The sequence below is a fragment of the Puia sp. genome, from assembly GCF_035546395.1.
GTDB lineage: Bacteria > Bacteroidota > Bacteroidia > Chitinophagales > Chitinophagaceae > Puia.
In genome coordinates, this window is record NZ_DASZXR010000012.1 from 21,108 (window position 1) to 44,129 (window position 23,022).

Here is a 23,022-nt window from a genome sequence, read left to right on the forward strand (position 1 = left end):
AATATGGTAAAATTTTCAGACGAGAAGTTAAAGAAGGTGGATGCCATCATTGCCCGGTATCCGGCGGGAAAGCAGAAGAGTGCGTTGTTGCCGATCCTACACCTGGCGCAAGAAGAGTTTGGCGGGTGGCTGAGTGTCGAGACGATGGACTATGTGGCGACGATCCTCAAGATCGAGCCGATCGAGGTGTATGAGGTGGCTACCTTCTATTCGATGTATAACCTGAAGCCGGTGGGAAGGTATATGTTCGAGGTGTGCCAGACGGGGCCTTGTATGTTGAAGGGCAGCGACGACATCATCGGCTATATCCAAAAAAAGCTGGGTATTGGCGTCGGTGAGACGACGCCGGACGGGCTTTTTTCTTTGAAGACGGTGGAGTGCCTGGGGGCTTGCGGATATGCGCCGATGATGCAACTCGGGAAGAATTTCCGGGAACATCTGACGCCGGAGAAGGTGGATCAAATTATCGAAGAATGCCGGCGGACTGCAGCGGCAAATAACTAATATTATGGGTAGAAAACTTTTGTTAGAGAAGGCCAATGTTCCGGGCATCCGCGGGTTCGAGGTGTATCGCCGTGAGGGTGGATATGCGAGTGTGGAGAAGGCGCTGCGGAACATGACGCCTGACCAGGTGACGGAAGAGGTGAAGAAGAGTGGTTTGCGGGGTCGCGGGGGTGCGGGTTTTCCGACGGGGATGAAGTGGAGCTTTCTGGCGAAACCGGAAGGAGTGCCGCGATACCTTGTTTGTAACGCCGATGAATCGGAGCCTGGGACCTTCAAGGACCGGTATCTGATGGAGTTCCTGCCGCACCTGCTGATCGAGGGTCTTGTCGTTTCTTCGTATGCGCTTGGGTCGAAGGCGACCTATATCTATATCCGCGGCGAATATGCATGGATCCCCGACATTCTCGAGGCCGCGATCGAAGAGGCGCGGGCGGCGGGTTTTGTGGGGAAGAATATTCTCGGCACCGGGTTCGACTGCGAGATCTATGTGCACCGGGGCGCCGGGGCGTATATCTGTGGGGAGGAGACGGCGCTGATCGAGTCCCTGGAAGGCAAGCGGGGTAACCCGCGGATCAAGCCGCCGTTCCCGGCGGTGAAGGGGGTTTGGGATTGCCCGACGGTGGTGAATAATGTGGAGACGCTCGCGGCGGTGGTGCCTATAATCAATATTGGCGGTGAGGAGTATGCGAAGATCGGGGTGGGGAAGTCGACAGGAACGAAGCTGATCTCGGCTTGTGGCAATATCAACAAGCCGGGGGTGTTTGAAATCGACATGACGATCTCTGTGGAAGAATTCATTTATTCGGATGAATATTGCGGGGGGATTGCGAATGGGAAACGGCTGAAGGCTTGTATCCCGGGCGGTTCCTCCGTGCCCATTCTACCGGCCAATTTGCTGTTGAAGACGGTGAAGGGGGAGAAGCGGATGATGAATTACGAGAGCCTTTCCGATGGTGGTTTTCCGAAGGGATCGATGATGGGATCGGGCGGGTTCATTGTGTTGGATGAAGACCAGTGTGTGGTAAGGCATACATTGACGTTGGCGCGGTTTTACCGGCATGAGAGCTGCGGGCAGTGTTCGCCTTGCCGGGAGGGGACGGGTTGGATGGAGAAGATCCTGAAGAATATTGAGACGGGCAAGGGGAAGAAGAGTGATATTGACTTGCTTTGGGATATTCAGCGGAAGATCGAAGGCAATACGATTTGTCCCCTGGGGGATGCGGCGGCGTGGCCGGTGGCGGCGGCGATCCGGCATTTCCGGGATGAGTTCGAGTGGCATGTGGAGAATCCCCAGGAATGTTTGGTTAGGAATTTTGGTCTCGCACATTATGCTGATCCTCTGGAGGTGACTGCATAGAAAATTATAGCTATGGCTGACGAAAAGAAATTATTCAAGGTAACGATCGACAACATTACGGTGGAAGTGGAGCCGGGGACGAGCATTCTGCAGGCGGCCCGGCAGATTGGCGGGGATGTGGCGCCACCGGCGATGTGTTATTATACGAAGCTGAAGGGCAGTGGCGGGAAGTGCCGGACCTGCCTGGTGGAGGTTGCGGCGGGAAGCACGGCCGATCCGCGGCCGATGCCGAAGCTGGTGGCGTCCTGCCGGACGAATGTCATGGATGGCATGGTGGTGAAGAATATCACGAGCGAGAAGGTGATCGATGCGCGGAATGGCGTTGTCGAAATGCTGCTGATCAACCACCCGCTGGACTGTCCCATTTGCGACCAGGCGGGCGAGTGTCACCTGCAGGACCTTTCGTATGAGAACGGCCTGCCGGGTACGCGGTACGAGTTTGCGCGGCGGACCTTTGAAAAACACGATCTGGGCCCCTATATCCAACTTCATATGACACGTTGTATCCTGTGCTATCGCTGTGTGTTTACGGCCGATCAGCTGACGAACAAGCGGGTGCATGGGGTGTTGGACCGGGGGGATCATGCGGAGATCGCGACCTATATCCATAAATCCCTCGAGAACGACTTTATCGGGAATATCATCGATGTTTGCCCCGTGGGGGCGTTGACGGATAAGACATTCCGGTTTAAAAACCGGGTATGGTTCCTGAAGCCGGTCGACGCGCACCGGGAGTGCAGCCATCCGAACTGCAAGGGGCATGTGACTTTGTGGTATCGCGGGGATGAGGTGTTCCGGGTGACGGCGCGGAAGGATCAGTGGGGTGAAGTGGTCGACTGGATCTGCAACGAGTGCCGGTTTGAACGGAAGAAGACCTCCGACTGGACGATCGAGGGACCTACCAAGGTGTCGCGGCATTCTGTTATTTCGCAGGGACACTATGTGGGCGTCGAGCGGCCGCAGGAGGTGCTGTATGATGTGCTGGATGGGCGGAAGCCGAAGCTGTTGATGGATATTCACTCGGTGAGCGAGGTGAACCGGCCGGAGATCGATCTTTCGAAGATCGAGGGGCCTGCGCATTCGACGGATTTTGAAAAGAAATAATTATGCATCTGACTTTACTGGCTTTTGACTGGGTATTGTTGTTAGAGAAGGCTGTGCTGATCCTGATCATTATCAGCGTGTCGCTGTTGGTGGCGATGTATGAGACGTGGGGGGAGCGGAAGGTGGCGGCCTTTATGCAGGATCGGCGGGGGCCGAACCGGGCGGGTCCCGGGGGTATCCTGCAGCCGTTGGCCGATGGGTTGAAGCTGTTTATGAAGGAGGAAATTATCCCGTTGACGTCCTCGCGCTTTTTGTTTGTGCTGGGGCCGGGTCTGGCGATGCTGACGGCGATGATGACGAGTGCGGTGGTGCCGTGGAGCAGTCATTTTCATTTGTGGGGCCGGGACATTTCGATGCAGATCGCGGATGTGAACATCGGCATCCTGTATATTTTTGGGGTGGTGAGCATGGGGGTGTACGGGATCATGATCGGCGGCTGGGCCTCGAACAATAAGTTTTCGCTGTTGGCGGCGATCCGGGGCGCCTCGCAAATCATTTCCTACGAGTTGGCCATGGGGCTTTCGATCATTGCGTTGCTGATGATCACGGGGTCGTTGAGTTTGAAGACGATCGTCGAGCAGCAGCAGGTGGGTCACTACTACGTGCTACTGCAGCCGCTGGGTTTTTTGATCTTTTTGATCTGTGCTTTTGCGGAGTGTAACCGGACGCCGTTTGATCTATCGGAGGCCGAGAACGAGTTGAACTTCGGATACCACCAGGAATATTCTTCGATGAAGCTGGGCTTCTACCTGTTTGCCGAGTATGTGAATATGTTTATTTCGAGTGCGGTGATGGCGACGTTGTATTGGGGTGGGTACGATATCCCGTTTGTGAACGACGCGGCATTGGTTGGGCATTGGGGGCAGAACCCGGTGGCGGTGTTGCAGGTGGTGAGCCTTTTTGTGAAGATCCTTATTTTTATCTTCTTCTTTATGTGGGTGCGGTGGACGATCCCGAGGTTCCGGTATGACCAGCTGATGCGGCTGGGGTGGAAAGTGCTGATCCCGCTGGCGCTGGCGAATATGCTGGCGACGGGAGCGTTCATTTTGTGGAAAGGCTAAATAAACTATTTTTGCGATCATTTAAAATTCGAATATGCAACCATTAACGAGCCGGGCGAAGGCGGTGGACCGCAAGCCGATGAATCTGTGGGAGCGGATGTATATCCCGGCGATAGCGAAGGGTATGTCGATCACCTTCGGGCATATGTTCAAAAAGAAGCCGACGGTGAACTATCCGGAGAAGCAGCGGCCGTTCAGTCCCGTGTTCCGGGGGCTGCATGTGTTGAACCGGGACGAGCAGGGGCGCGAGCGTTGCACGGCCTGTGGGCTTTGTGCGGTGGCTTGTCCTGCCGAGGCTATTACGATGGAGGCGGCCGAGCGGCTGCCCGGTGAAGAGAACCTGTATAGGGAAGAGAAGTATGCGGCGAAATATGAGATCAATATGCTGCGCTGCATTTTCTGCGGGCTTTGTGAGGAGGCTTGTCCGAAGGATGCGATTTATCTGTCGGAGACCTTTGCGCCTTCGAACTATACGCGGAAGGGTTTTATTTATGGGAAGGAGGAGCTGCTTATTCCCAACCCGGTGACGCAACCGGAGGAGTTTGCGAAGGCGAAAGGCTGACCGAGCGGAGCGAAGGTCGCGGAGCGCAGCGGAGCAGACATTGGCGGATATGATGGGGCGCCGAAGGCGACCGGAGAAGACAGCGACCTGGTGGGGCAGAAACTGAGGATAGGGGTGCGTTGGGGGTGTTTTTTGAGCGGTTGGGGGAAATGATTGAAAAGTCCTAATTATAATAGCTGCAAATGGGTACTACTCAGATATTGTTTTGGTTCTTAAGCATATTGGCCATTCTTGGGGCCATTTTGGTGGTGACGAGCAAGAATCCCGTCCATAGTGTGCTGTGGCTGATCGTGGTTTTTGTGGCGATCTCGGGCCATTATATCCTGCTGAATGCGCAGTTCCTGGCCATTGTGAACCTGATCGTATATGCGGGGGCCATCATGGTGTTGTTCCTGTTCGTGTTTATGCTGATGAACCTGAATTCGGATACCGAGCCGCAGAAGAACCGGTGGTTGAAGATTGCGGGGGTTGTCACGGGCGGGGCCTTGTTGCTGGTGCTGGTGGCGGCTTTGAAGGAGGCGGACCTGAAGACGCAGGTGGCGGAGATGGGACGTGGGGATATCGGACTGATCAATAACCTGGGGATGGTTTTGTTCCATGACTATGTGGTGCCGTTCGAGATCTCGAGCGTCTTGTTTTTGAGTGCGATGGTGGGGGTTGTGGTGATCGGGCGGAAGACGCCCGAGGAGCGGACGGGGGCGATTGGGGATCAGAAGTATGGGGGATAAGCGGGAGGCTGGATTTGAATCATTGACTATGCCAATTAACTACTATATCTTTCTTGCGGTGGCGTTGTTTTGTATCGGGGTGGCCGGGGTTTTGACGCGGCGGAACGCCATTATCATCTTCATGTGTATAGAGCTGATGTTGAATGCGGTGAACCTTCTGCTGGTGGCGTTCTCGAAGATGCATTATCATGCGCTGTCGGCGGGGGCGCCCAACCCCAATGCGGGGATCGACGGGCAGCTTTTTGTGTTTTTTATCATGGTGGTCGCAGCGGCGGAGGTGAGTGTTGGGCTGGCGATAATTGTGATGATGTACCGCAATACGCATTCGGTAGATGTGAATTTCCTAAATCGGTTGAAACATTAATATGACACAATTAGTTTGGCTGGTCCCTGCGTTGCCTCTTGCCGGATTCCTGCTCAACGGTCTGTTTCGAAATCAATTGTCGAAATCCCTGACGGGGATCATCGGGAGCGGCACGGTGTTGGGGGCATTTGTGGTGAGCCTGCTCCTATTCGGGGAAGTGCGGCACGAGGGTTTTCAGCCGGCGGTGGTGACGCTGTTTGACTTTATTTCGGTGGGGAAGCTTTCGATCCCATTCGCTTTCCAGGTGGACCAATTGTCTTCCCTGTTCTTGTTGATCATCACCGGGGTGGGTTTCCTGATACATTTGTACTCCACGGCATACATGCATGAAGAGAACGCACCGCAATTCGCCCGGTACTTCTCCTACCTGAACCTGTTTGTCTTCTCGATGCTGCTGCTGGTGCTGGGCGCGAACTTCATTATCCTCTTTATCGGCTGGGAAGGGGTGGGGCTTTGTTCCTACCTGCTGATCGGCTACTGGTTCCGGAATATCGATTACGGCAATGCGGCGAAGAAGGCCTTTATCATGAACAGGATCGGGGACCTCGGTTTCCTGATCGCGATCTTCTTTATGATCTCGAAGTTCGGGTCGGTGTCTTTCGACCAGGTGTTCGGGAAGGCTTCGACGGTGCCCGTGGGGGTGATGACGGCCATTACGTTGTTGTTGTTCGTTGGGGCGACCGGGAAATCGGCGCAGATCCCGTTGTATACCTGGTTACCGGACGCCATGGCGGGTCCTACCCCCGTTTCGGCGCTGATCCATGCGGCGACGATGGTGACGGCGGGTATTTATATGATCGCGCGTAGCCACGTATTATTCGACCTTGCGCCGGTGACACAAACGGTGGTGGCGGTGATCGGGCTGGCGACGGCCTTGCTGGCTGCTTCCATTGCGTTGAAACAAAACGATATTAAGAAAGTATTGGCGTACTCTACGGTTAGCCAGCTGGGGTACATGTTCCTGGGTCTTGGGGTGGGCGCGTATGATGGGGCCGTGTTTCATGTGATGACGCATGCGTTCTTCAAGGCGTTGTTGTTCCTGGGCGCGGGCTCGGTTATTCACGCCATGGGCGGGGAGCAGGATATGCGGAAGATGGGCGGGCTGAAGAAATGGATGCCGGCGACGCATATCACGTTCCTGTTGGGGTGTCTGGCCATATCGGGGATACCGCCGTTTTCGGGCTTTTTCTCGAAGGATGAGATCCTTTCCGCAGCCTATGCCAAGAACCCCGTATACTATGTGATCGGGGTGTTTACGGCGCTGCTGACGGCCTTTTATATGTTCCGGTTGTATGCTACGACATTCCTGGGTCAGTTCCGGGGAACGCATGATCAGGAGCACCATTTGCATGAGAGCCCGGGGGCTATAACGATCCCGCTGTGGGTGCTGGCTATCCTGGCGGTGATTGGCGGTTTTGTGGGAATACCCGATTCGTGGATGGCCAATGGCCATCGGCTGGGCGCTTTTCTTTCGCCCGTGTTGGGTGAGAATGCCCATGGGTTGGAGGTGGAGAAGGGGACTGAGCTGATGCTGGTCGCTGTTTCGGTGGTGCTGGCGGTGATCGGGTCGCTGGCGGCGGGCATGCGGTATGGCAAGAAACCGGAGCTGGGTGAGCCTACCGGCTTTGGGAAGGTGCTGGCGAATAAGTGGTATGTGGATGAGTTTTACCATGCGGTTATCGTTCGGCCGTTGGATCTGCTGGCGCAGTTCCTGGTGTTCTTTGATAAAAATATCGTGGATGGGATCGTGAACGGCGTCGGGCGTCTTGTGCAATACGGGAGCCGGCAGTTGCGGCTGCTGCAGAGCGGGCAGGTGGGCGGATATGTGCTGTTGATGGTGTTGGGCATATTGATCTTATTTCTTGTAGAATTGTTTACGGGGAGTCCGGCGGTAAGCTCTGCGGCGGGCAAGGTTGCACTCCCTCACTAAATAAAAGACCTTTATGATTCCTGTTTTACTGATTTTCATTCCCCTTGTGACCGGGTTGATCGGTTTCCTGCTGAAGAGCGAGAAGACGGCCCGGGGTTGGGCCCTTTTGTCCTCGCTGGTGACGTTGGTGGTGGCGTTGATCGGGGCGGGCGCAGGCAAGACCAGTCCGATTTTGCACGCCGATGTGGCGTGGCTGCCGGATCTGGGGAGCCGATTTGCGGTGGGACTGGATGGCCTTAGTCTCATTCTCAGCCTGCTGACGGCGATCAGTTTTCCATTGATCTTTATCGCTACCTGGCGGGATCAGTACAAACGGGCCTGGAACTTCTATGCGCTGATGCTGTTGTCGCAGGCGGGGCTGCTGGGGGTATTCCTGGCGCAGGATGCGTTGTTGTTCTATTTCTTCTGGGAGCTGGCGTTGATCCCGGTGTACTTCCTGTGCTCGCAATGGGGCGGGGAGCGGCGGATCGCGGCGACCTTCAAATTCTTCGTCTATACCTTCCTGGGCAGCCTGTTGATGCTGGTTGGGATCATCTGGCTGTACTTCCACACGCCGGACCATAGCTTCTCGATGGCTTCGTTCTACGATGTACACAATCACATGTCCAACTCCGATCAGACCTGGGTATTCTGGCTGCTGTTCGTCGCCTTTGCGATCAAGATGCCGATCTGGCCGCTGCACACCTGGCAGCCCGACACCTATGAGCAGTCGCCGACGGCGGTGACGATGGTGCTGAGTGCGATCATGGTGAAGATGGGGCTTTTCGGGGTGATCCGCTGGCTGGCGCCGGTGCTGCCGATCGGGACCTGGGCCTGGGGCGATACGGTGAGCACGGCCTGTATCATCGGGATGATCTATGCGTCGCTGGTGGCGATAAAGCAGGATGACCTGAAGCGACTGCTGGCTTATTCTTCCATTGCGCACGTGGGCCTGATGGCGCTGGCTATTTTTGCGACCGACGCTACGGGGATGCAGGGGGTGATGATCCAGCTGTTCAATCACGGCATCAATATACTCGGGATGTGGATAGTGGTCGATCTGATCGAGCGGCAGTTTGGGACGAGGAAGATCTCCGAATTGGGTGGCCTCGCTAAGAATGCGCCGGGACTGGCGATACTCCTGGTGATCGTTGCGTTGGGGAATGTGGCGCTGCCGTTGACGAATGGGTTTGTCGGGGAGTTCCTGCTGTTTACGGGGGTGTTTACGTCGACGGCGACTGCGTACAGTGTTGTGTTTACGGTTGTGGCGGCGGTGACGATCATCCTTGGGGCGATCTACACCTTGAATATGATCCAGCGGGTATTCTATGGGCCGACGAATGCTTTGACGGAGAAAGCGGTGGATATATCGTTGAATGAGAAGATGGTGTTGAGCGTGATCGTGGTGATGATCATTTTCATCGGGGTGTTTCCGAAGCCGGTGCTGGAGATGACGAAAGATGCGGCGGAGTACATTTTGACGAAGATGGCGTATAAATAAGAAGATCTTTACGAATTACGAATTATGAATGCCGGACGGACCGGAGGGAGGTCGTCCGAAGGACAAACATGAGTGGATGAGCGAGTTGAATTGGGAACATGATTAATACGAGATGAAAATATAACTATGAACGCGATTGTACTTTCGGCTGTTTGGGGGATTGTGATGATGTTCAGCGGCATTTTTACGGCGAGTAAGAGGGCGATTCGCAATGTGGCGGTGGTGGGATTGGCGATCTTGCTGGTTGTGAATTATCTTGATCTGCTGGGGCATCACCTGTTCAACATCGATGTGCACAAGATGCTGTATTTCGATACGTTCGGCATTTTGGGCAATTCCATTGCGTTTGGCAGCACTTTGCTATATGTGCTGCTGTCGGGCCGGGACATGGAACGGGTGGGCGATAACCTGGCGGAATACTTTGCGTTGATCTTCTTCGTGCTTTGCGGGGTAACGATCATTACGACGTTCAATACGCTGTTGATGCTGTTTTTGGGGATCGAGATCATTTCCATCCCGTTGTATATTTTGACGGGATCGGACAAGCGGAACCTGAAGAGCAATGAGGCAGCCTTGAAATATTTCCTGATGGGGTCTTTTTCGACCGGACTGATGCTGCTGGGGATCGCGTTCTTGTATGGCGCTTCACCGACGGGGACCTTCTTCATCGACGATCTTTGGAGCGGCAAGGCAGTGAGCCCGGTGTTTATGGCGGGTTTGCTGTTGTTGCTGGTCTCGATGGCGTTCAAGGTGAGCGCTGCTCCTTTTCACTTCTGGACGCCCGATGTGTATGACGGGGCGCCTACGGTCTTTACGTCTTTTATGGCGACGATCGTGAAGGTGTCGATCTTTGTGGGATTTGTCCGCCTGTTCGATGAGGCCTTTGGGGAGAGCCGGGAGCGCTGGCAGATCTTTGTGGCCATTATTACGGCGGCGACCTTGTTCATCGGGAATGTGACTGCGGTGTTCCAGCAGAGTGTGAAGCGGATGCTGGCCTATTCTTCTATCGCGCAGGCGGGGTTCATGCTGCTGGCGTTGCTGGCCCTGAACGGGGTGGCCAAGGAGGGCATTATCCTTTATGCGGCGGCGTATAGCATTGCGACGATCGGCATTTTTGCGATCCTTATCCGAATGAAGGACTATACGTTCGAGGGTTTTAACGGCCTGGCGCGGCAGCAGCCGGTGCTGGCGGCGACCTGTACGATCTTCCTGCTCTCGCTGGCGGGTATTCCCCTGACCGGCGGGTTCTTTGCCAAATATTACATGCTTTCTTCCGTCGTTGCGACGGGCCATTTCCTGTGGCTGGTCATTTTCTCCGTGCTTTGCGCGGCGGTAAGCGTCTACTACTATTTCCGGGTGATCCAGGCGATGTATTTTAAAGAGGGGGATGGGACGACGGAGACGGAGCCGGGGGCTGGATTCAAGGGCTTGTTGGTGGTGCTGGCGGCTATCGTGGTGATCCTGGGGGTTTGTCCGCAGTCGCTGCTGAGCCAGCTGACGAAGATGATCTATACCTGGTAGGATGGGGTTGCGTCAGGGATCGGAGCGGTAGCTCCGAGGCCGGAGCTTGCGCAGGCCGAGGACTAGAAGCGGCAGCTAATGATTGGCCTTCGGCCGGCGGCTTCCAGCCGCCAGGGCCCGGCCCGCAGGGCGACGCCCAAGATTTGTGCTACGTGGTCCCTTTTTCGTAATTTGCCTCTATGAGGCTTTCTGACACTATTTCCCTGGCTTATCGGACTATTCGTGGCAACCGGCTGAAAACCGGGTTGACCGTGGCGATCATTGCCTTTGGCATTATGGCGCTGGTGGGTATCAATACGGCTATTGACGCGATGAAGCAGAAATTTACCGAGAGCTTTTCGGCGATGGGGGCCAATGGGTTTACGATCCACAGCCGGAAATGGTTCCAGTTCAACAGGGACGGCGTGAAGAGCGAGCGCAAGGGGTTGCGGGAGAAGAAGTCGAACGCGAATGTGCCCATCAGCAAATACCAGGCGGAGACGTTCGTGGCGCGTTATCAGTATCCGGCGCTGGTGGCCCTTTCCTTTAACGGAGTGCAGGACGCGGTCGTGTCGGTGGGGGACCGGAAGACGAACCCGAATGTGCGGGTCCTTGGCGGCAACGAGAACTACCTGGAACTCAATGGATACACGCTGGCGGCGGGCAGGAACCTGAGCGCGCTGGATATCCGGACGGGGCGGAATGTGGCGATCATCGGCAGTACGCTGGCCGAGCGGTTCTTTGGGAAGAATCCCGAGACGCCGGTCGAGAAGATAATCAACATCAACAATCTTCCATTCAGGGTAATCGGCGTGCTGGGGTCGAAGGGTTCGACGCTGGGGATGGACCAGGACAATGTGATCCTCACCTCTTATACCAACGTCCGCCATTTCTTCAATAGCAATCCGAATGCGTCCTTCAACATCATGGTGAAGGTGCATGATGTGAAGCTGATCGATGGGGCGATCGACCAGGCGCAGGGGGTGTTCCGGCCGATCCGGCGGCTGGAGGTGACGGAGGGGGACAACTTCAACATCGATAAGAGCGATACGTTTGTGAAGATATTGCTGACGAATCTCGGATTTATAACGGGGGCGGCGTTGTTGATCGGGGCGATAACGTTGGGTGGGGCGGCGATCGGGTTGATGAATATCATGCTGGTTGCGGTGAGGGAGCGGACGAAGGAGATCGGGCTGGTGAAGGCGATCGGCGGGAGGAGGCGGAATGTGCGGCAGCAATTCTTGTTTGAATCCTTGCTGATCAGTCTGCTTGGGGCGGCATTTGGGGTGATACTGGGGGTATTGTTGGGCAATGTCGTATCGGTGTTGATGTCGACGGGCTTTATTGTGCCGTGGGGGTGGATTGTCGGGGGGATCGTGTTGTGCAGCCTGGTGGGGTTGTTGGCTGGGTTGTATCCTTCTATTAAGGCGGGGCGGTTGAATCCGATCGAGGCGTTGCGGTACGAGTAGGGGGCCTTGTGGCTTTGCTTCGGCGGGCTTTGTTGCGGTGCTTTGTTGCGGCGGGCTTTGTTGCGGCGGGCTTTGATTCGGGGCGTTTGCTGCGGCGGGCTTTGTGACATGTGGCTTGTTGCGGCGGGATTTGTGACGGCGACTTTCCTTGAGGGATATGCTTCTGCGGGGGGGCGTGAACGAACTTGTACGAAGATGTTTTACGGGACCTGGTGACGCGGACCGGGGTAATTTCCACATGAACTTTGAATTAAATTAGTGTAGATTGGTGTATTTCTGCATGATAAAATTTCCTAGATTGCGTGCCCGCGGTATGCCGGGCGCTGAATCCTCTCCCAATGGGACCCGTGCTTTTGCGAGCTTTGTCGCGACGGGCTATCGATCAGGTTCTTGCGACCGTAGTTTGTACAAGTGAAAATTCCTTATCTTGTGTGGTCTATAAAATTTTATCTATCCAATTTCATCTATTGAAGAGCTTTTTTCCTTAGAATTGTACAATCATTTTCTATTACATACTTCAATTTTTTTAAAAACACTAAAAACAAACGATCATGGCTGAAACAAAACCGACTGCCGCGACAACAGCAGCAAAGAGCTCCTCATCTGTTCAACCCAAAAAAAGGGGCAACTCCATTTCCTGGGTCGCACCGTTGGTATGTATTATCGCCGGTTACTGTATCTGGAGGTTCATCCTTGGTAGCCCCGACAATTTTACCAAGCCCGATCTTTCCGGCGGTTTCTGGCCCCATCATGAGAACCCCAAATCCGGTATATCCCGTATGTACCAGGGTGGTATCATCGTACCGATCCTGATCGGCGCGTTGTTGACGGTTATCACTTTCGTGATCGAGCGTTTCCTGACGATCAGCAAGGCGACGGGCAATGGCAATATCGCCGAGTTCATCCGCAAAGTTCAATATCACCTGGCCAATAAGAATGTCGATGCGGCTATCGCCGAGTGTGACAAGCAGAAGGGTTCGGTCGGTAATGTCATGAAGGCCGGTCTGCGTAAATACAAGGAAATGATCAGCACCGAGCTGGACACCGAGCAGAAAGTATTGGCCATTCAGAAAGAAGTTGAAGAGGCTACTGCGCTGGAACTGCCGATGCTGGAAAAGAACCTGGTATTCCTTTCGACGATCGCTTCGGTCGCAACCCTGATGGGTCTGCTGGGAACGGTTATCGGGATGATCACTTCTTTCGCCGCGCTTGGTGAAGCAGGTGGTGGGGAAGCTGCACAGCGTCTGTCCCAGGGTATCTCCGAGGCCCTTTACAACACGGCTCTTGGTATCGGTACTTCGGCGGTTTCCATCATCATGTACAATATCTTCACCACGAAGATCGACGGTATCACTTACGGCATCGATGAGAGCGGTTTCACGCTGACTCAGAGCTTTGCTTCCCTGTACAAATAGACGGGCCAGGGGGCTTCGATGAAGTTCATTGGCGAGGTCCGGCTGCGGAGCGGCCGGTTCGGAGGAGAGCGAGGGACGTGAAATGTTAAAACCGGCCCTGGATTTGTGGAAAAATGTGAAAATTGGGTCTATTACTTAAACAAAATTTACAATGGGAAGAGCAAAAATACCACGTAAGAGCACGAATATCGACATGACCGCGATGTGCGATGTCGCCTTTCTGCTGCTGTCCTTCTTCATTCTGGCGACGAAGTTCAAGCCGGCTGAGGCGTTGAGTGTCGTTACGCCGAGCTCGGTGTCTTCGAAGATCGCGCCAGACAAGAATGTGGTGCAGATCACGATGGATCGTGAAGGAAAGGTGTATTTCAGTGTCAGTGACGCGAATATGAGTGAAAAGAAGGACATCATTGAGACTGTGGCTACTGCGAAGGGGATCAACCTGACGGATGCGGAGAAGAAGAATTTCTATGCCAATCCGACCGCTTATATCGGGGTTCCTTTCAGCCAGTTGAAATCGTATCTGGACCTTGGTCCGGACCAGGTGAAGGCTTTTAAGCAGCCGGGGATTCCGACGCAGGATAGCACCAATAACGAGCTGATCGATTGGATACGGGCGGCTGTGACGGTCTCTGCGAATGGCGGTTTTAACAGCGGTCATATGGTGCTCCTGGTGAAGGGGGACGATGCGGCCAAGTATCCTTCCTTTCAGGGGGTGATCATCGCCTTCAAGAAGAACGATCAGTTGAAGTTCCAGCTGGTTACGAATCCGGTGGCGCCGCCTCCGGGATCGGAGTTGGATAAGCTGCAGAAGGTTTCGGGCAATAAGAGTTCGGAGCAGTAGGTGTTACCGGTTGGTAATGGAGAATGATAAGGTGTTAAGGCTCAATAGATTATTGAAGTATGAACCGGGTGTGGCCTGGTTCTCTTACACATGAGAAAACGATCCGTTCCCGCTGGGTGTTGAAGGCAGAGATATTAGGATTTATTTGTAACTTTAAAAAAAGCTATTGTCATGGCAGAAATGGATACTAGTAGCGGCGGGGGTCATAAGAAGGGCCCCGGCGTGAAAAAAGGGAAGAAGCTGTCCACGCGGGTGGATCTGACGCCCATGGTGGATCTGGGTTTCCTGCTGATCACGTTCTTCATCTTCACAACGACGATGAGTCAGCCGACGGCGATGAAGCTCAACCTGCCGAAGGATGTCGATAAGCCCGACGAGCAGAACAAGCTGAAAGAGTCTGCGGCGTTGACGGTGATGCCCTCCAAAAACGATATGGTGTATTATTACGAGGGTCTGGACCCTTCGAAGATCCAGGTTTCTTCTTTCAGCAAGAATGCGATCCGGGACGTGATCCTGGACAAGAAGCGGAGGACCGATCCGAAGGATTTCATGGTGATCATCAAGCCCACGAAGGATGCTACGTATAAGAATACGGTGAACATCCTGGATGAGATGAAGATCGACGACGTGAAGCGTTACGCCCTTGTGGATATCACGCCGGATGAGTACAAGTTCGTGACTGCTACGGAGCAGGCGGCTGGCATAAAATAAATTGGGCGGGTTCCTTATGGAATCGGGCCTGAGTTGAATCTTAATGGTAGAAAACACCCATTTACAATGGAAATCAACAAAATACTAAACGCCGATATCCTTGATATCATTTTCGAGGGGAAGAACAAGGAGTACGGCGCTTACGATCTGCGCAAGACCTACAATAAGCGCCTGGTAAAGGCGATTATTGGGACGGCGGCCGTTATCCTGTTGTTGTTCATTGGATATTTTGTATCCAATATCAATGGCGGGACGAAGAAAGCTGCGCCGGTGGTTACGGATGTGCAGCTCGAAGACGTTACACAAGAAAAGAAAAATGAGCCGCCGCCTCCTCCGCCGCCCAAGGTGGAGCCCCCCAAGGTGGAAATGGCCAAGTTCACGCCTCCTAAGATCGTGAAAGACAATGAAGTAAAAGAAGAAGAAAAGCCACCGGAGCAAGAGAAGCTGGAGGACACGAAGATCGGTACGGTTAACCAGGAAGGTATCAAGGACGAAGGGATCACGGCTCCCCCTGTCAGCGATGCCGGTAAAGGTGTGGTCGAAGCGCCCAAGAAGGACGATGAAGACTACGACAAGACCTTTACGAAGGTGGAGATCGAGTCCGAGTTCCCCGGTGGACCTGCGGCCTGGCTGCGATACATGAACAAGAACCTGCGTTACCCTGACGATGCCGTCAACAATGAGATCCAGGGTACGGTGGTTGTGCAGTTCATCGTGGACAAGGAAGGTAATGTGAGCGATGTACAGGCGATCAGCGGTCCCGAGAATGGGGGGTTGCGTGAGGAAGCGGTACGCGTAATCAAGAAGAGTGGTAAGTGGACGCCTGCGGTTCAGAATGGACGCCAGGTGAAGTCTTACAAGAAGCAGCCGATCGTGTTCAAGCTTGAAGCGCAGTAAGATTGGATCATAATTTTTTGAGGCCCGCTCCGGATGGAGCGGGCCTCTTTGCTTGTTTGCGGTTGTGGGTGTACGTTATGGAATTGGTTGTGTTGCGCATCTTGTATGAAACTATTACTTATGGATGCGATGACCAAGCGGACGGAGTCCGCTTCGTTCGCCGGTGCGAACAATCATATTGCGGATTGCGGTGAAAAATTAAATTCTCTCTATTTTTCGCCCCAATTCATTCTGGACGCGGACGTCCTCGATATTGTATTCGATGGACGCAATAAGGAGTATGGTGCGTATGAGTTGCGAAGGAGCTATAATCGCCGGCTGGTGAAGGCGATCGGGATCACGTCGAGTGTGTTGCTTTTATTTTTTGTCGGGTGTTCGGTTGTGGGGCGGACACAGGGGGAGAAGGTGCGGCCGAACAATGTGGAGGATGTGAATCTGACAGCGGTGAAGGATCCTGTGGCTGAGCTGCCGCCACCGCCGCCGCCGAAGCCGGTTGTGCCGCAGGTGGCGATGAGGGTGTTTACGGTGCCGAAGATTGTCAAGGAGGTGCCGGAGAACGAGCGGCCGCCGGAGCAGGAGCAGCTGGAGGATGTGAAGATCGGGACGGTGAATGTGGATGGGGCGAAGGACGATGGGACGGTGGCGCCACCAGGCCCGGTGGGGGATGGTGGCCGGGGTGTTGTGGAAGCGCCGAAGAAGGAGGATGAAGGCGCGGTGTTTGTGCCGGTGGAGTTTGAGGCGCAATTCCCGGGTGGGTTGGCTGCGTGGGCGCGCTTCTTAAATAAGAATTTGCGATATCCGGAGGATGCGCAAAATAATGAGATCCAGGGCCGGGTGATCGTGCAGTTTGTCGTCGACCGGGATGGGAATGTGAGTGATGTGGAGGCGATCTCGGGGCCGGAGACGGGGGGATTGAGAGAGGAGGCGGTGCGGGTGATCAAGAAGAGTGGGAAGTGGGTACCGGGGAATCAGAATGGGAAGTATGTGAAGAGTTATAAGCGGCAGCCGGTGAATTTTCAAATGAATGAGTAGTCAGGCGGCGTTGTTATCTGCGGGATTAGTCTTAATTTTAAGGCGGACCAAGGCCCATTCATGTTGCAGCGTTTTCTTATTAACCTTCGCGGGACCCGGTATCTCCACCCGTTCATTCTTTTTCTTTCACTCTTTGTTGGGATAGGTGAATGCATTGGGCAGGCGCCGTTGGCGGTGAATGCGGTGGCGACGAGCGCGTGTTCGCCGGGGGGGTCACAGATCACGGTGGCGGGTGTGGGTGGGACGGGGAACTATACGTATTCGGTGGATGGGAGCGCTTTTCAGGCAAGTGGTTCTTTCCCTGGCCCCTATGCCAGCGGACCGCATTCGGTGGCGGTGTTCGACAGGACTCTAATTGTTACGAATACCCTGATTATCGACTGTTTTTCGTTCACTACGAACACCAGCACGGCGACTTGTGGAGTGGCCAACGGCTCGATGACCATCAATGTATCGGATGGGGTGCCCCCGAGCGTGCCTCCCTATCGATATTCCATCGATAACGGCGTTTCATACCAAGCGAGCAGTCTGCCCACCTTCACTTTTTCCAATATACCCGGAGGCATGTACGATGTGATTGTCAAGGATGCGAACAACACGATTGCGACACAGTCGGTAATCGTCGGTGGATTGTCGGGTGCGTCGATCACACCGATACCCTCTCCGGCGGGTTGCAATAACAACGACGGCAGCATCGATGTGCAGACGACGGGAGGGCTGGCGGGCATTAGCTACAAGCTGGACAATGGATCGTATGGGTCGTCGAATGTGTTTACGGGGCTGGCGTCGGGAGATCATACGGTGTATGTAACGGACGGGAATGCCTGTTCGACATCGGCGACGGTGACCGTGCCGGTGAACAATACCCTTTCCCTGACGATGGGAGCCGATGCGACCATTTGCGAGGGGAAGAGTACGACGCTGAGCCCCAAGAGCCCGAACGGTGTTTCTTTTGCGTGGACTCCTGCGACGGGTCTGAACAATACGACCACTCTGACGCCGGTGGCCAATCCGACCACTACCACTACCTACACGCTGGTGGCAACCTGGGGGGTCTGTACGCAGACCGGGACGGAGACGGTGAATGTGAATCCGGCGCCGATTGCTGACGCCGGGCCATCGGATACGACCTGCTATGGGAAAAGTACCACCCTTCAAGGCAGCGGGACAGGACCGGGGGTGCTTACCTACCTATGGAGTCCGACGACGTTCCTGAGCAGCCGTACTGCTGCATCGCCCACGGTGATCAAGCCGACGGCTACGACGATCTATCTGCTGCGGGTGACGGACGGCAATGGATGCACTTCCCTGAACAATACTTCGGCAACGGTGGTGGTGACGCCGCCGCCGCAGGTGTATGCCGGTGCGGATACCAATGTGGCCGCGGGGCAGCCGGTGCCCTTGCATGCCACGGACATAAGCAATAGCGGGTTTGTCAGTTATGACTGGACGCCGGCGGCGGGATTGATCCCTTCGTCGGGCACGGATGTGGTGGTGGTTGCGGCTTCGGTGACGACGAGCTATGTGGTGACGGGAACTACGGCGCTCGGGTGTTTGGGGGTGGACACGGTGACGGTGAAGGTGTTCAATACCGCCGACATATATGTTCCTTCGGCTTTTTCGCCGAATCACGACGGGCATAATGATGTGTTACGGGTGATCGGGCCGAGTATTCGGGAGTTGAAGGTGTTTGCGGTATATGATCGGTTGGGGAGCCAGGTGTTTACGACGTCCAATTTGTCGGTGGGGTGGGATGGGACCCGGGGAGGGACGGTGTTGCCGGCGGGGACCTATGTCTGGATGGCGGTGGGGGTGGATTTTGCGGGGAAGTTGGTGGAGAAGAAGGGCACGGTGGTGTTGGTGCGGTGAGGTTTGGGGCATTTGGGGTTTAGTGGGTTTTGTGGGGTTCGCGGGTTTTGCGAGAGTTGCGGCGCGGTGCGCGGCGGCTTGGTTTCCAAGGGATTGGGGGGCGGTGTTTGCGGCGTCGTGGGTTGCGGAGCGTAGGGTTGGCGGCGGAGGCTTGCCCTCGGCTTGTGCGGTGGAATTTTGAACCGGGGGCAGACGGTGTTATCTTTGCAGAATGCTTGGAAAGTTAACAGGTTGGGAGGATACGATCGTCGCTGTGGCTACTCCGCCGGGGGTGGGGGCGATCGGTGTGATCCGAGTGAGTGGCCGAAAAACCTTTGCAATAGTCGATACCCTGTTTCCAGCCAAGAATCTATCTGAGCAGGCTTCGCATACGATGCATGTGGGGCTACTGAAGGAAGGTGACGAGACCCTTGACGAGGTGGTGTTGATGCTGTTTCGTGGTCCGAGGAGTTTTACAGGAGAGGATGTGATCGAGATCTCCTGTCATGGGAGTCCCTATATTCTCGAGCGGGTGGTGAAGGCCCTGGTTCATGGGGGCGCCCGGCTTGCCAAAGCGGGAGAATTTACTCAACGAGCTTTTTTGAACGGCCGGCTTGATCTGGCCCAGGCGGAGGCGGTGGCGGATGTCATTGCTTCGAATACCGCCGCGAGTGCGCGGGCGGCTCTGCATACTATGCGGGGCGGATTTTCGAGGGAGCTACGGGAGCTTCGGGAGCGGCTGATCTCTTTTTCTGCGTTGATAGAGCTTGAGCTGGATTTTTCCCAGGAAGATGTGGAGTTTGCGGACCGGACTGCGCTTTACCGGTTGATCGGTGAGGCGGAGGAGATGACGGCTTCCTTGCTGGCTTCGTTCCGGTTGGGGAATGTGATCCGCAGTGGGGTGTCGGTGGCGATTGTTGGGAAGCCGAATGCGGGGAAATCTACCTTGCTGAATTCCTTGCTTAATGAGAATAGGGCTATTGTTTCGGAGATCGCGGGGACGACTCGGGATACTATTGAAGAGGTGTTGAATATCGATGGGGTGCTGTTTCGGTTGATCGACACGGCGGGGATCCGGGAGCATACTTCCGATGTGATCGAGCAGATTGGCGTAGGGAGAAGTTTGGAGAAGATGGAGCAGGCGGATATCGTGGTTTATCTTTTTGATGTGGTGTCCGAGGATGCGGCTGCGGTGGCTGTTGTGCGCGATGAACTGACGGCGAAGGGGAAGAAGTTTTTGTTGGTGGGGAATAAGGTGGATGCGTTGGTGGGGGTGGGTGTTGCTTCCGGCGATACTGCGGATGATGAGCTTGTACGCGGGAGGTTTCCTTCGGAGTTGTTGATCTCGGCGCGGGAGTCGCGGCATGTGGATGTGTTGAAACAGCGGCTGGTGGACCTGGTGTTGCAGGGGGCCGCCGCCGGTGAGGGGACGATTGTGACGAATGCGAGGCATTACCATGCGTTGCAGCAGGTGGCGGATTCGTTGGCGACGATTCGGAGGGGGTTGGATGAGATGCTGCCGGGGGATCTGTTGGCCTTGGACATCCGGCATTGTTTGCATTGGTTGGGAGAGATCACGGGGGAGATTACGACGGAGGATAGACTCGATTATATTTTTTCGAAGTTTTGTATTGGGAAGTAGATAAGCTGCGCGGGATGCGGGTTTTACACGGCAAATCAGATAGTTACATTCCTTCTGTTTGTTGATATTATGCTTTTCTTTGACTTTAGTATTGCTTTTCGTGGTGCGGATAGGGTCACTAATTGTAAATTTAATGACCATAGGTCAACGTGAGTGAACGTGTTGCTGGAGTTATTGTGTTTCAATCAACCAGACTTCAGTTCCTATAGGTACGTCCTCTTTACGAACTTCTGGCCCTAGGAGAATATCGCGAAATTCGTTGAATCCAATTCCACAGATCTTTGTGTCCAGAGTAGATTGGTTTGGGCGGACAAGGCGGACGGGAGTACCAACGCGGACCGGCTTCTCACCTAGTCCGGGTAACAAGACGACTCCGCGCCCGGTAATTAAAAATACCTGTTCAACGGTGAATAGGAGCATCGAAGGCTAAGGTAGGGTAATATTCGGCAAGTTCAGATGTAGGCTGAAAATCAGGTGTTTTCACTGTTGATACTTTCTCTTTTTTGTGTTTTATTTGACTTTAGTGATGGTTTTTATGGTGCGAATTGGGTTGTTAGTTTTGGAATTAGTGACCATAGGAGCACGCGAGTGAACGTGATGCACCTTTTACGCCCCTTTTTCCACACAGTTGCATAAGTACTCGGCGCAGCATCTTTATCCTCGCATATTTGTTTGTAACTTCGAAATAAGCATAATATAAAGCGATGAGTAGTCGATTTTCTGAAAGAATTGGAAAAAGAGAGCCAAGGTCCGCGATTCAGCTAAGTTCGATGGATGACAAATTGCGTAACAGTTTATGGAATGTATTAAACTTCTATATTTTCGAGCCTCTTCTCAAAGAGGATTCGCAAACCTTAACTTATAGCCGATTCAAAGACCTATTTCAATCGATTTGGTTTAATTTTTTCAAGGAGCCGATAGATCAAATTTCGTTCAATAAGTCCTCTCTTATAGATGAAATGCGGAGGCGCTTTTTGCTTGGGACTATTTGGAGGTCTACGATTTTATAGATTTTTTATTTCAACTTCGAAACCAACCAATCCAATCTGAATTTTTTATAATCGATATTAATCTTGTTTTGGAACGCGAACTTTCGGGCTATAGAGTAATAAACAGATTGTTGGCTCCAATAACAAGCGAAGTGGAAGTCCTTGAAATTGAGAAGGCATTGAATAGTATCGGAAATAATAAGAAATACAAGGGGGCAAATATCCATTTAAATGAAGCACTGATTAAATTGTCAGACCGAGAAAACCCAGACTATAGAAACTCCATAAAGGAATCTATTTCTGCTATTGAATCGATAAGTAAGGATATAGCCAATAATAAAAAAGCGGATTTAGCGATGGCTATGAAGGAACTGAAGCGGGTTATTAATATCCACCCAGCCTTAGAGCAAGGCTTTGTGAAAATATATGGGTATACAAGCGACGGTGATGGCATTAGGCATGCTCTGACTGACGAACCCAATCTTGGGCAGGAAGATGCTTTATTCATGCTTGTTGCTTCAAGCGCATTTATCAATTATTTAATCGCAAAAGCAGAAAAGGCAGGAAAAGATTAAAAGGGCAATCAGCGTTGGTACAATTGTACATAGATCAAATGAATGCAAAGGAATTTTCGAAAGAAATAAATTTTTTGGCAAGTATTGCGAAGTATGGTCCTCATCCCTTCATGAATTTGGGCCCTGACGCAATTGTACGGATGCATCGGGTAGGAGAGGGCATGATTTCGTTTATTGCAGTTAAGGGTGTACGTACCGGATGAATGTTACCCCGTCATTCCGGAGCAACCTTTCCCCCCTGTTCCGGGCCATGCTTTCCCCCTTGTTATAGGGCAACAGTGAGCCGTTGATGCCGATTTTCGATTTGGATATCGAGTCATTCCGGCACATGGTTACCCCCCTCTTTGGCCAGGGCGATGTCATTCCGGCGTATGCTTACCCCTCCCCGGTAGCTGCCGGAAGACTGCCATTCCGGCGCATGGTTACCCCCCTTTGGGTCTGCATAGAGCGAGATAGTTGCTGCTTTTTCCTGTCATTTGCCCCTTCAATTAAGGGATATGGCAGCAAAAGCAATAGCAATGGAACCAGTAAAACAGATCTTACGTCTTCATCAGGATGGCTTCTCCATCAAGGCCATCGTCCGGCTGACCGGTATCAGCCGGCCTACCGTCAAAAAATATCTTCGGCGCATCCACCAGGCGGGGCAGGAGAACCTGGCGCCTACTACCGGCAATGAACCTTCCTTATCGGCAACCGTCTACAATGTAGACACAGTGCCGTCTGCATCCCCTCGCCACCAGGCGCTGCTGGATCATTTTAACTATGCAGAAACCGAACTCACCAAACCGGGAGCCACCAAGCAGTTGCTGTGGCTGGAATACAAGGATCTGCACCCGGGTGGCTATGGCTACAGTCAGTACTGCTATCACTTTAGCCAGTGGCTGCGGCATAAAGAGGTCGTTATGCATCTCGAACACAAGGCGGCAGAGACGATCATGATCGACTTTGCCGGCAAGAAGCTGCGTTATACGGACCTTGCCAGTGGAGAGGTGGTGGAATGCCAGGTCTTTATC

The 23,022-nt window shown here is 53.7% G+C and carries 21 protein-coding genes; all 21 read left to right on the top strand.

The window, feature by feature from the left end:
- The first annotated feature begins 3 nt into the window (after positions 1-3).
- Complete coding sequence (locus VHE34_RS12030; RefSeq protein ID WP_325588143.1) at positions 4-504, top strand: NAD(P)H-dependent oxidoreductase subunit E; 501 nt, start codon at positions 4-6, stop codon at positions 502-504.
- A gap of 4 nt (positions 505-508) precedes the next feature.
- Positions 509-1,861, top strand: coding sequence for an NADH-quinone oxidoreductase subunit NuoF (nuoF, locus tag VHE34_RS12035; protein WP_325588146.1), 1,353 nt, complete (start codon positions 509-511; stop codon positions 1,859-1,861).
- Between the two features lie 12 nt (positions 1,862-1,873).
- Positions 1,874-2,965 carry a 2Fe-2S iron-sulfur cluster-binding protein gene (locus VHE34_RS12040; RefSeq protein ID WP_325588148.1) on the top strand — a complete coding sequence of 364 codons (1,092 nt, stop codon included), beginning with the start codon at positions 1,874-1,876 and terminating at the stop codon, positions 2,963-2,965.
- A 2-nt stretch (positions 2,966-2,967) separates the two neighbouring features.
- Positions 2,968-4,026 carry an NADH-quinone oxidoreductase subunit NuoH gene (nuoH, locus tag VHE34_RS12045; RefSeq protein ID WP_325588150.1) on the top strand — a complete coding sequence of 353 codons (1,059 nt, stop codon included), beginning with the start codon at positions 2,968-2,970 and terminating at the stop codon, positions 4,024-4,026.
- A 34-nt stretch (positions 4,027-4,060) separates the two neighbouring features.
- Positions 4,061-4,588 carry an NADH-quinone oxidoreductase subunit NuoI gene (nuoI, locus tag VHE34_RS12050; protein WP_325588152.1) on the top strand — a complete coding sequence of 176 codons (528 nt, stop codon included), beginning with the start codon at positions 4,061-4,063 and terminating at the stop codon, positions 4,586-4,588.
- Positions 4,589-4,770: 182 nt separating this feature from the next.
- Positions 4,771-5,316, top strand: coding sequence for an NADH-quinone oxidoreductase subunit J (locus tag VHE34_RS12055; RefSeq protein ID WP_325588154.1), 546 nt, complete (start codon positions 4,771-4,773; stop codon positions 5,314-5,316).
- 28 nt (positions 5,317-5,344) lie between these two features.
- Positions 5,345-5,680 carry an NADH-quinone oxidoreductase subunit NuoK gene (nuoK, locus tag VHE34_RS12060; protein WP_325588156.1) on the top strand — a complete coding sequence of 112 codons (336 nt, stop codon included), beginning with the start codon at positions 5,345-5,347 and terminating at the stop codon, positions 5,678-5,680.
- A 1-nt stretch (position 5,681) separates the two neighbouring features.
- Positions 5,682-7,610: an NADH-quinone oxidoreductase subunit L gene (nuoL, locus tag VHE34_RS12065; RefSeq protein ID WP_325588158.1), complete on the top strand. Its 1,929-nt coding sequence runs from the start codon at positions 5,682-5,684 to the stop codon at positions 7,608-7,610.
- 13 nt (positions 7,611-7,623) lie between these two features.
- Positions 7,624-9,090: an NADH-quinone oxidoreductase subunit M gene (locus VHE34_RS12070; protein WP_325588160.1), complete on the top strand. Its 1,467-nt coding sequence runs from the start codon at positions 7,624-7,626 to the stop codon at positions 9,088-9,090.
- A 126-nt stretch (positions 9,091-9,216) separates the two neighbouring features.
- A complete protein-coding gene (locus VHE34_RS12075; protein ID WP_325588162.1) occupies positions 9,217-10,611 on the top strand; it encodes an NADH-quinone oxidoreductase subunit N in 1,395 nt (464 codons plus the stop codon).
- 179 nt (positions 10,612-10,790) lie between these two features.
- Positions 10,791-12,059, top strand: a complete 1,269-nt coding sequence (locus VHE34_RS12080) for an ABC transporter permease (RefSeq protein WP_325588164.1) — start codon at positions 10,791-10,793, stop codon at positions 12,057-12,059.
- A 551-nt stretch (positions 12,060-12,610) separates the two neighbouring features.
- Positions 12,611-13,474, top strand: a complete 864-nt coding sequence (locus tag VHE34_RS12085; protein ID WP_325588166.1) for a MotA/TolQ/ExbB proton channel family protein — start codon at positions 12,611-12,613, stop codon at positions 13,472-13,474.
- Positions 13,475-13,625: 151 nt separating this feature from the next.
- Positions 13,626-14,315: a biopolymer transporter ExbD gene (locus VHE34_RS12090; protein WP_325588168.1), complete on the top strand. Its 690-nt coding sequence runs from the start codon at positions 13,626-13,628 to the stop codon at positions 14,313-14,315.
- 171 nt (positions 14,316-14,486) lie between these two features.
- Positions 14,487-15,026 (top strand): biopolymer transporter ExbD, encoded by a 540-nt coding sequence (locus VHE34_RS12095; RefSeq protein WP_325588170.1) that lies wholly within the window; start codon positions 14,487-14,489, stop codon positions 15,024-15,026.
- 66 nt (positions 15,027-15,092) lie between these two features.
- The gene (locus tag VHE34_RS12100; protein ID WP_325588172.1) at positions 15,093-15,923 is read left to right on the top strand and encodes a TonB family protein; all 831 of its coding nucleotides are present in this window, start codon (positions 15,093-15,095) and stop codon (positions 15,921-15,923) included.
- A 105-nt stretch (positions 15,924-16,028) separates the two neighbouring features.
- Entirely contained in the window at positions 16,029-16,955 is a 927-nt protein-coding gene (locus VHE34_RS12105; protein WP_325588174.1) for a TonB family protein, read from the top strand.
- Between the two features lie 60 nt (positions 16,956-17,015).
- Positions 17,016-18,824: a gliding motility-associated C-terminal domain-containing protein gene (locus VHE34_RS12110; RefSeq protein ID WP_325588176.1), complete on the top strand. Its 1,809-nt coding sequence runs from the start codon at positions 17,016-17,018 to the stop codon at positions 18,822-18,824.
- A 211-nt stretch (positions 18,825-19,035) separates the two neighbouring features.
- Positions 19,036-20,445, top strand: a complete 1,410-nt coding sequence (mnmE, locus tag VHE34_RS12115; RefSeq protein WP_325588178.1) for a tRNA uridine-5-carboxymethylaminomethyl(34) synthesis GTPase MnmE — start codon at positions 19,036-19,038, stop codon at positions 20,443-20,445.
- Between the two features lie 704 nt (positions 20,446-21,149).
- Positions 21,150-21,455, top strand: coding sequence for an AbiJ-NTD4 domain-containing protein (locus VHE34_RS31125; protein WP_414709878.1), 306 nt, complete (start codon positions 21,150-21,152; stop codon positions 21,453-21,455).
- Positions 21,434-22,009 carry an AbiJ-NTD4 domain-containing protein gene (locus tag VHE34_RS12120; RefSeq protein WP_414709879.1) on the top strand — a complete coding sequence of 192 codons (576 nt, stop codon included), beginning with the start codon at positions 21,434-21,436 and terminating at the stop codon, positions 22,007-22,009. The genes VHE34_RS31125 and VHE34_RS12120 overlap by 22 nt, the downstream gene beginning before the upstream one ends.
- A gap of 518 nt (positions 22,010-22,527) precedes the next feature.
- A partial coding sequence (locus VHE34_RS12125) for a helix-turn-helix domain-containing protein (RefSeq protein ID WP_325588180.1) occupies positions 22,528-23,022 on the top strand: 495 nt, incomplete at its 3' end.

What these genes read in the sequence shown, in the direction of transcription:
- nuoL (WP_325588158.1), top strand. Translation starts at nt 5,682, where the DNA reads ATGACACAATTAGTTTGGCTGGTCCCTGCGTTGCCTCTTGCCGGATTC.
- VHE34_RS12080 (WP_325588164.1), top strand. Translation starts at nt 10,791, where the DNA reads ATGAGGCTTTCTGACACTATTTCCCTGGCTTATCGGACTATTCGTGGC.
- mnmE (WP_325588178.1), top strand. Translation starts at nt 19,036, where the DNA reads ATGCTTGGAAAGTTAACAGGTTGGGAGGATACGATCGTCGCTGTGGCT.
- VHE34_RS12040 (WP_325588148.1), top strand. Translation starts at nt 1,874, where the DNA reads ATGGCTGACGAAAAGAAATTATTCAAGGTAACGATCGACAACATTACG.
- VHE34_RS12070 (WP_325588160.1), top strand. Translation starts at nt 7,624, where the DNA reads ATGATTCCTGTTTTACTGATTTTCATTCCCCTTGTGACCGGGTTGATC.
- VHE34_RS12030 (WP_325588143.1), top strand. Translation starts at nt 4, where the DNA reads ATGGTAAAATTTTCAGACGAGAAGTTAAAGAAGGTGGATGCCATCATT.
- VHE34_RS12085 (WP_325588166.1), top strand. Translation starts at nt 12,611, where the DNA reads ATGGCTGAAACAAAACCGACTGCCGCGACAACAGCAGCAAAGAGCTCC.
- VHE34_RS12090 (WP_325588168.1), top strand. Translation starts at nt 13,626, where the DNA reads ATGGGAAGAGCAAAAATACCACGTAAGAGCACGAATATCGACATGACC.
- nuoK (WP_325588156.1), top strand. Translation starts at nt 5,345, where the DNA reads ATGCCAATTAACTACTATATCTTTCTTGCGGTGGCGTTGTTTTGTATC.
- nuoI (WP_325588152.1), top strand. Translation starts at nt 4,061, where the DNA reads ATGCAACCATTAACGAGCCGGGCGAAGGCGGTGGACCGCAAGCCGATG.
- VHE34_RS12055 (WP_325588154.1), top strand. Translation starts at nt 4,771, where the DNA reads ATGGGTACTACTCAGATATTGTTTTGGTTCTTAAGCATATTGGCCATT.
- VHE34_RS31125 (WP_414709878.1), top strand. Translation starts at nt 21,150, where the DNA reads ATGAGTAGTCGATTTTCTGAAAGAATTGGAAAAAGAGAGCCAAGGTCC.
- VHE34_RS12100 (WP_325588172.1), top strand. Translation starts at nt 15,093, where the DNA reads ATGGAAATCAACAAAATACTAAACGCCGATATCCTTGATATCATTTTC.
- nuoF (WP_325588146.1), top strand. Translation starts at nt 509, where the DNA reads ATGGGTAGAAAACTTTTGTTAGAGAAGGCCAATGTTCCGGGCATCCGC.
- VHE34_RS12110 (WP_325588176.1), top strand. Translation starts at nt 17,016, where the DNA reads ATGTTGCAGCGTTTTCTTATTAACCTTCGCGGGACCCGGTATCTCCAC.
- VHE34_RS12095 (WP_325588170.1), top strand. Translation starts at nt 14,487, where the DNA reads ATGGCAGAAATGGATACTAGTAGCGGCGGGGGTCATAAGAAGGGCCCC.
- VHE34_RS12105 (WP_325588174.1), top strand. Translation starts at nt 16,029, where the DNA reads ATGAAACTATTACTTATGGATGCGATGACCAAGCGGACGGAGTCCGCT.
- nuoH (WP_325588150.1), top strand. Translation starts at nt 2,968, where the DNA reads ATGCATCTGACTTTACTGGCTTTTGACTGGGTATTGTTGTTAGAGAAG.
- VHE34_RS12075 (WP_325588162.1), top strand. Translation starts at nt 9,217, where the DNA reads ATGAACGCGATTGTACTTTCGGCTGTTTGGGGGATTGTGATGATGTTC.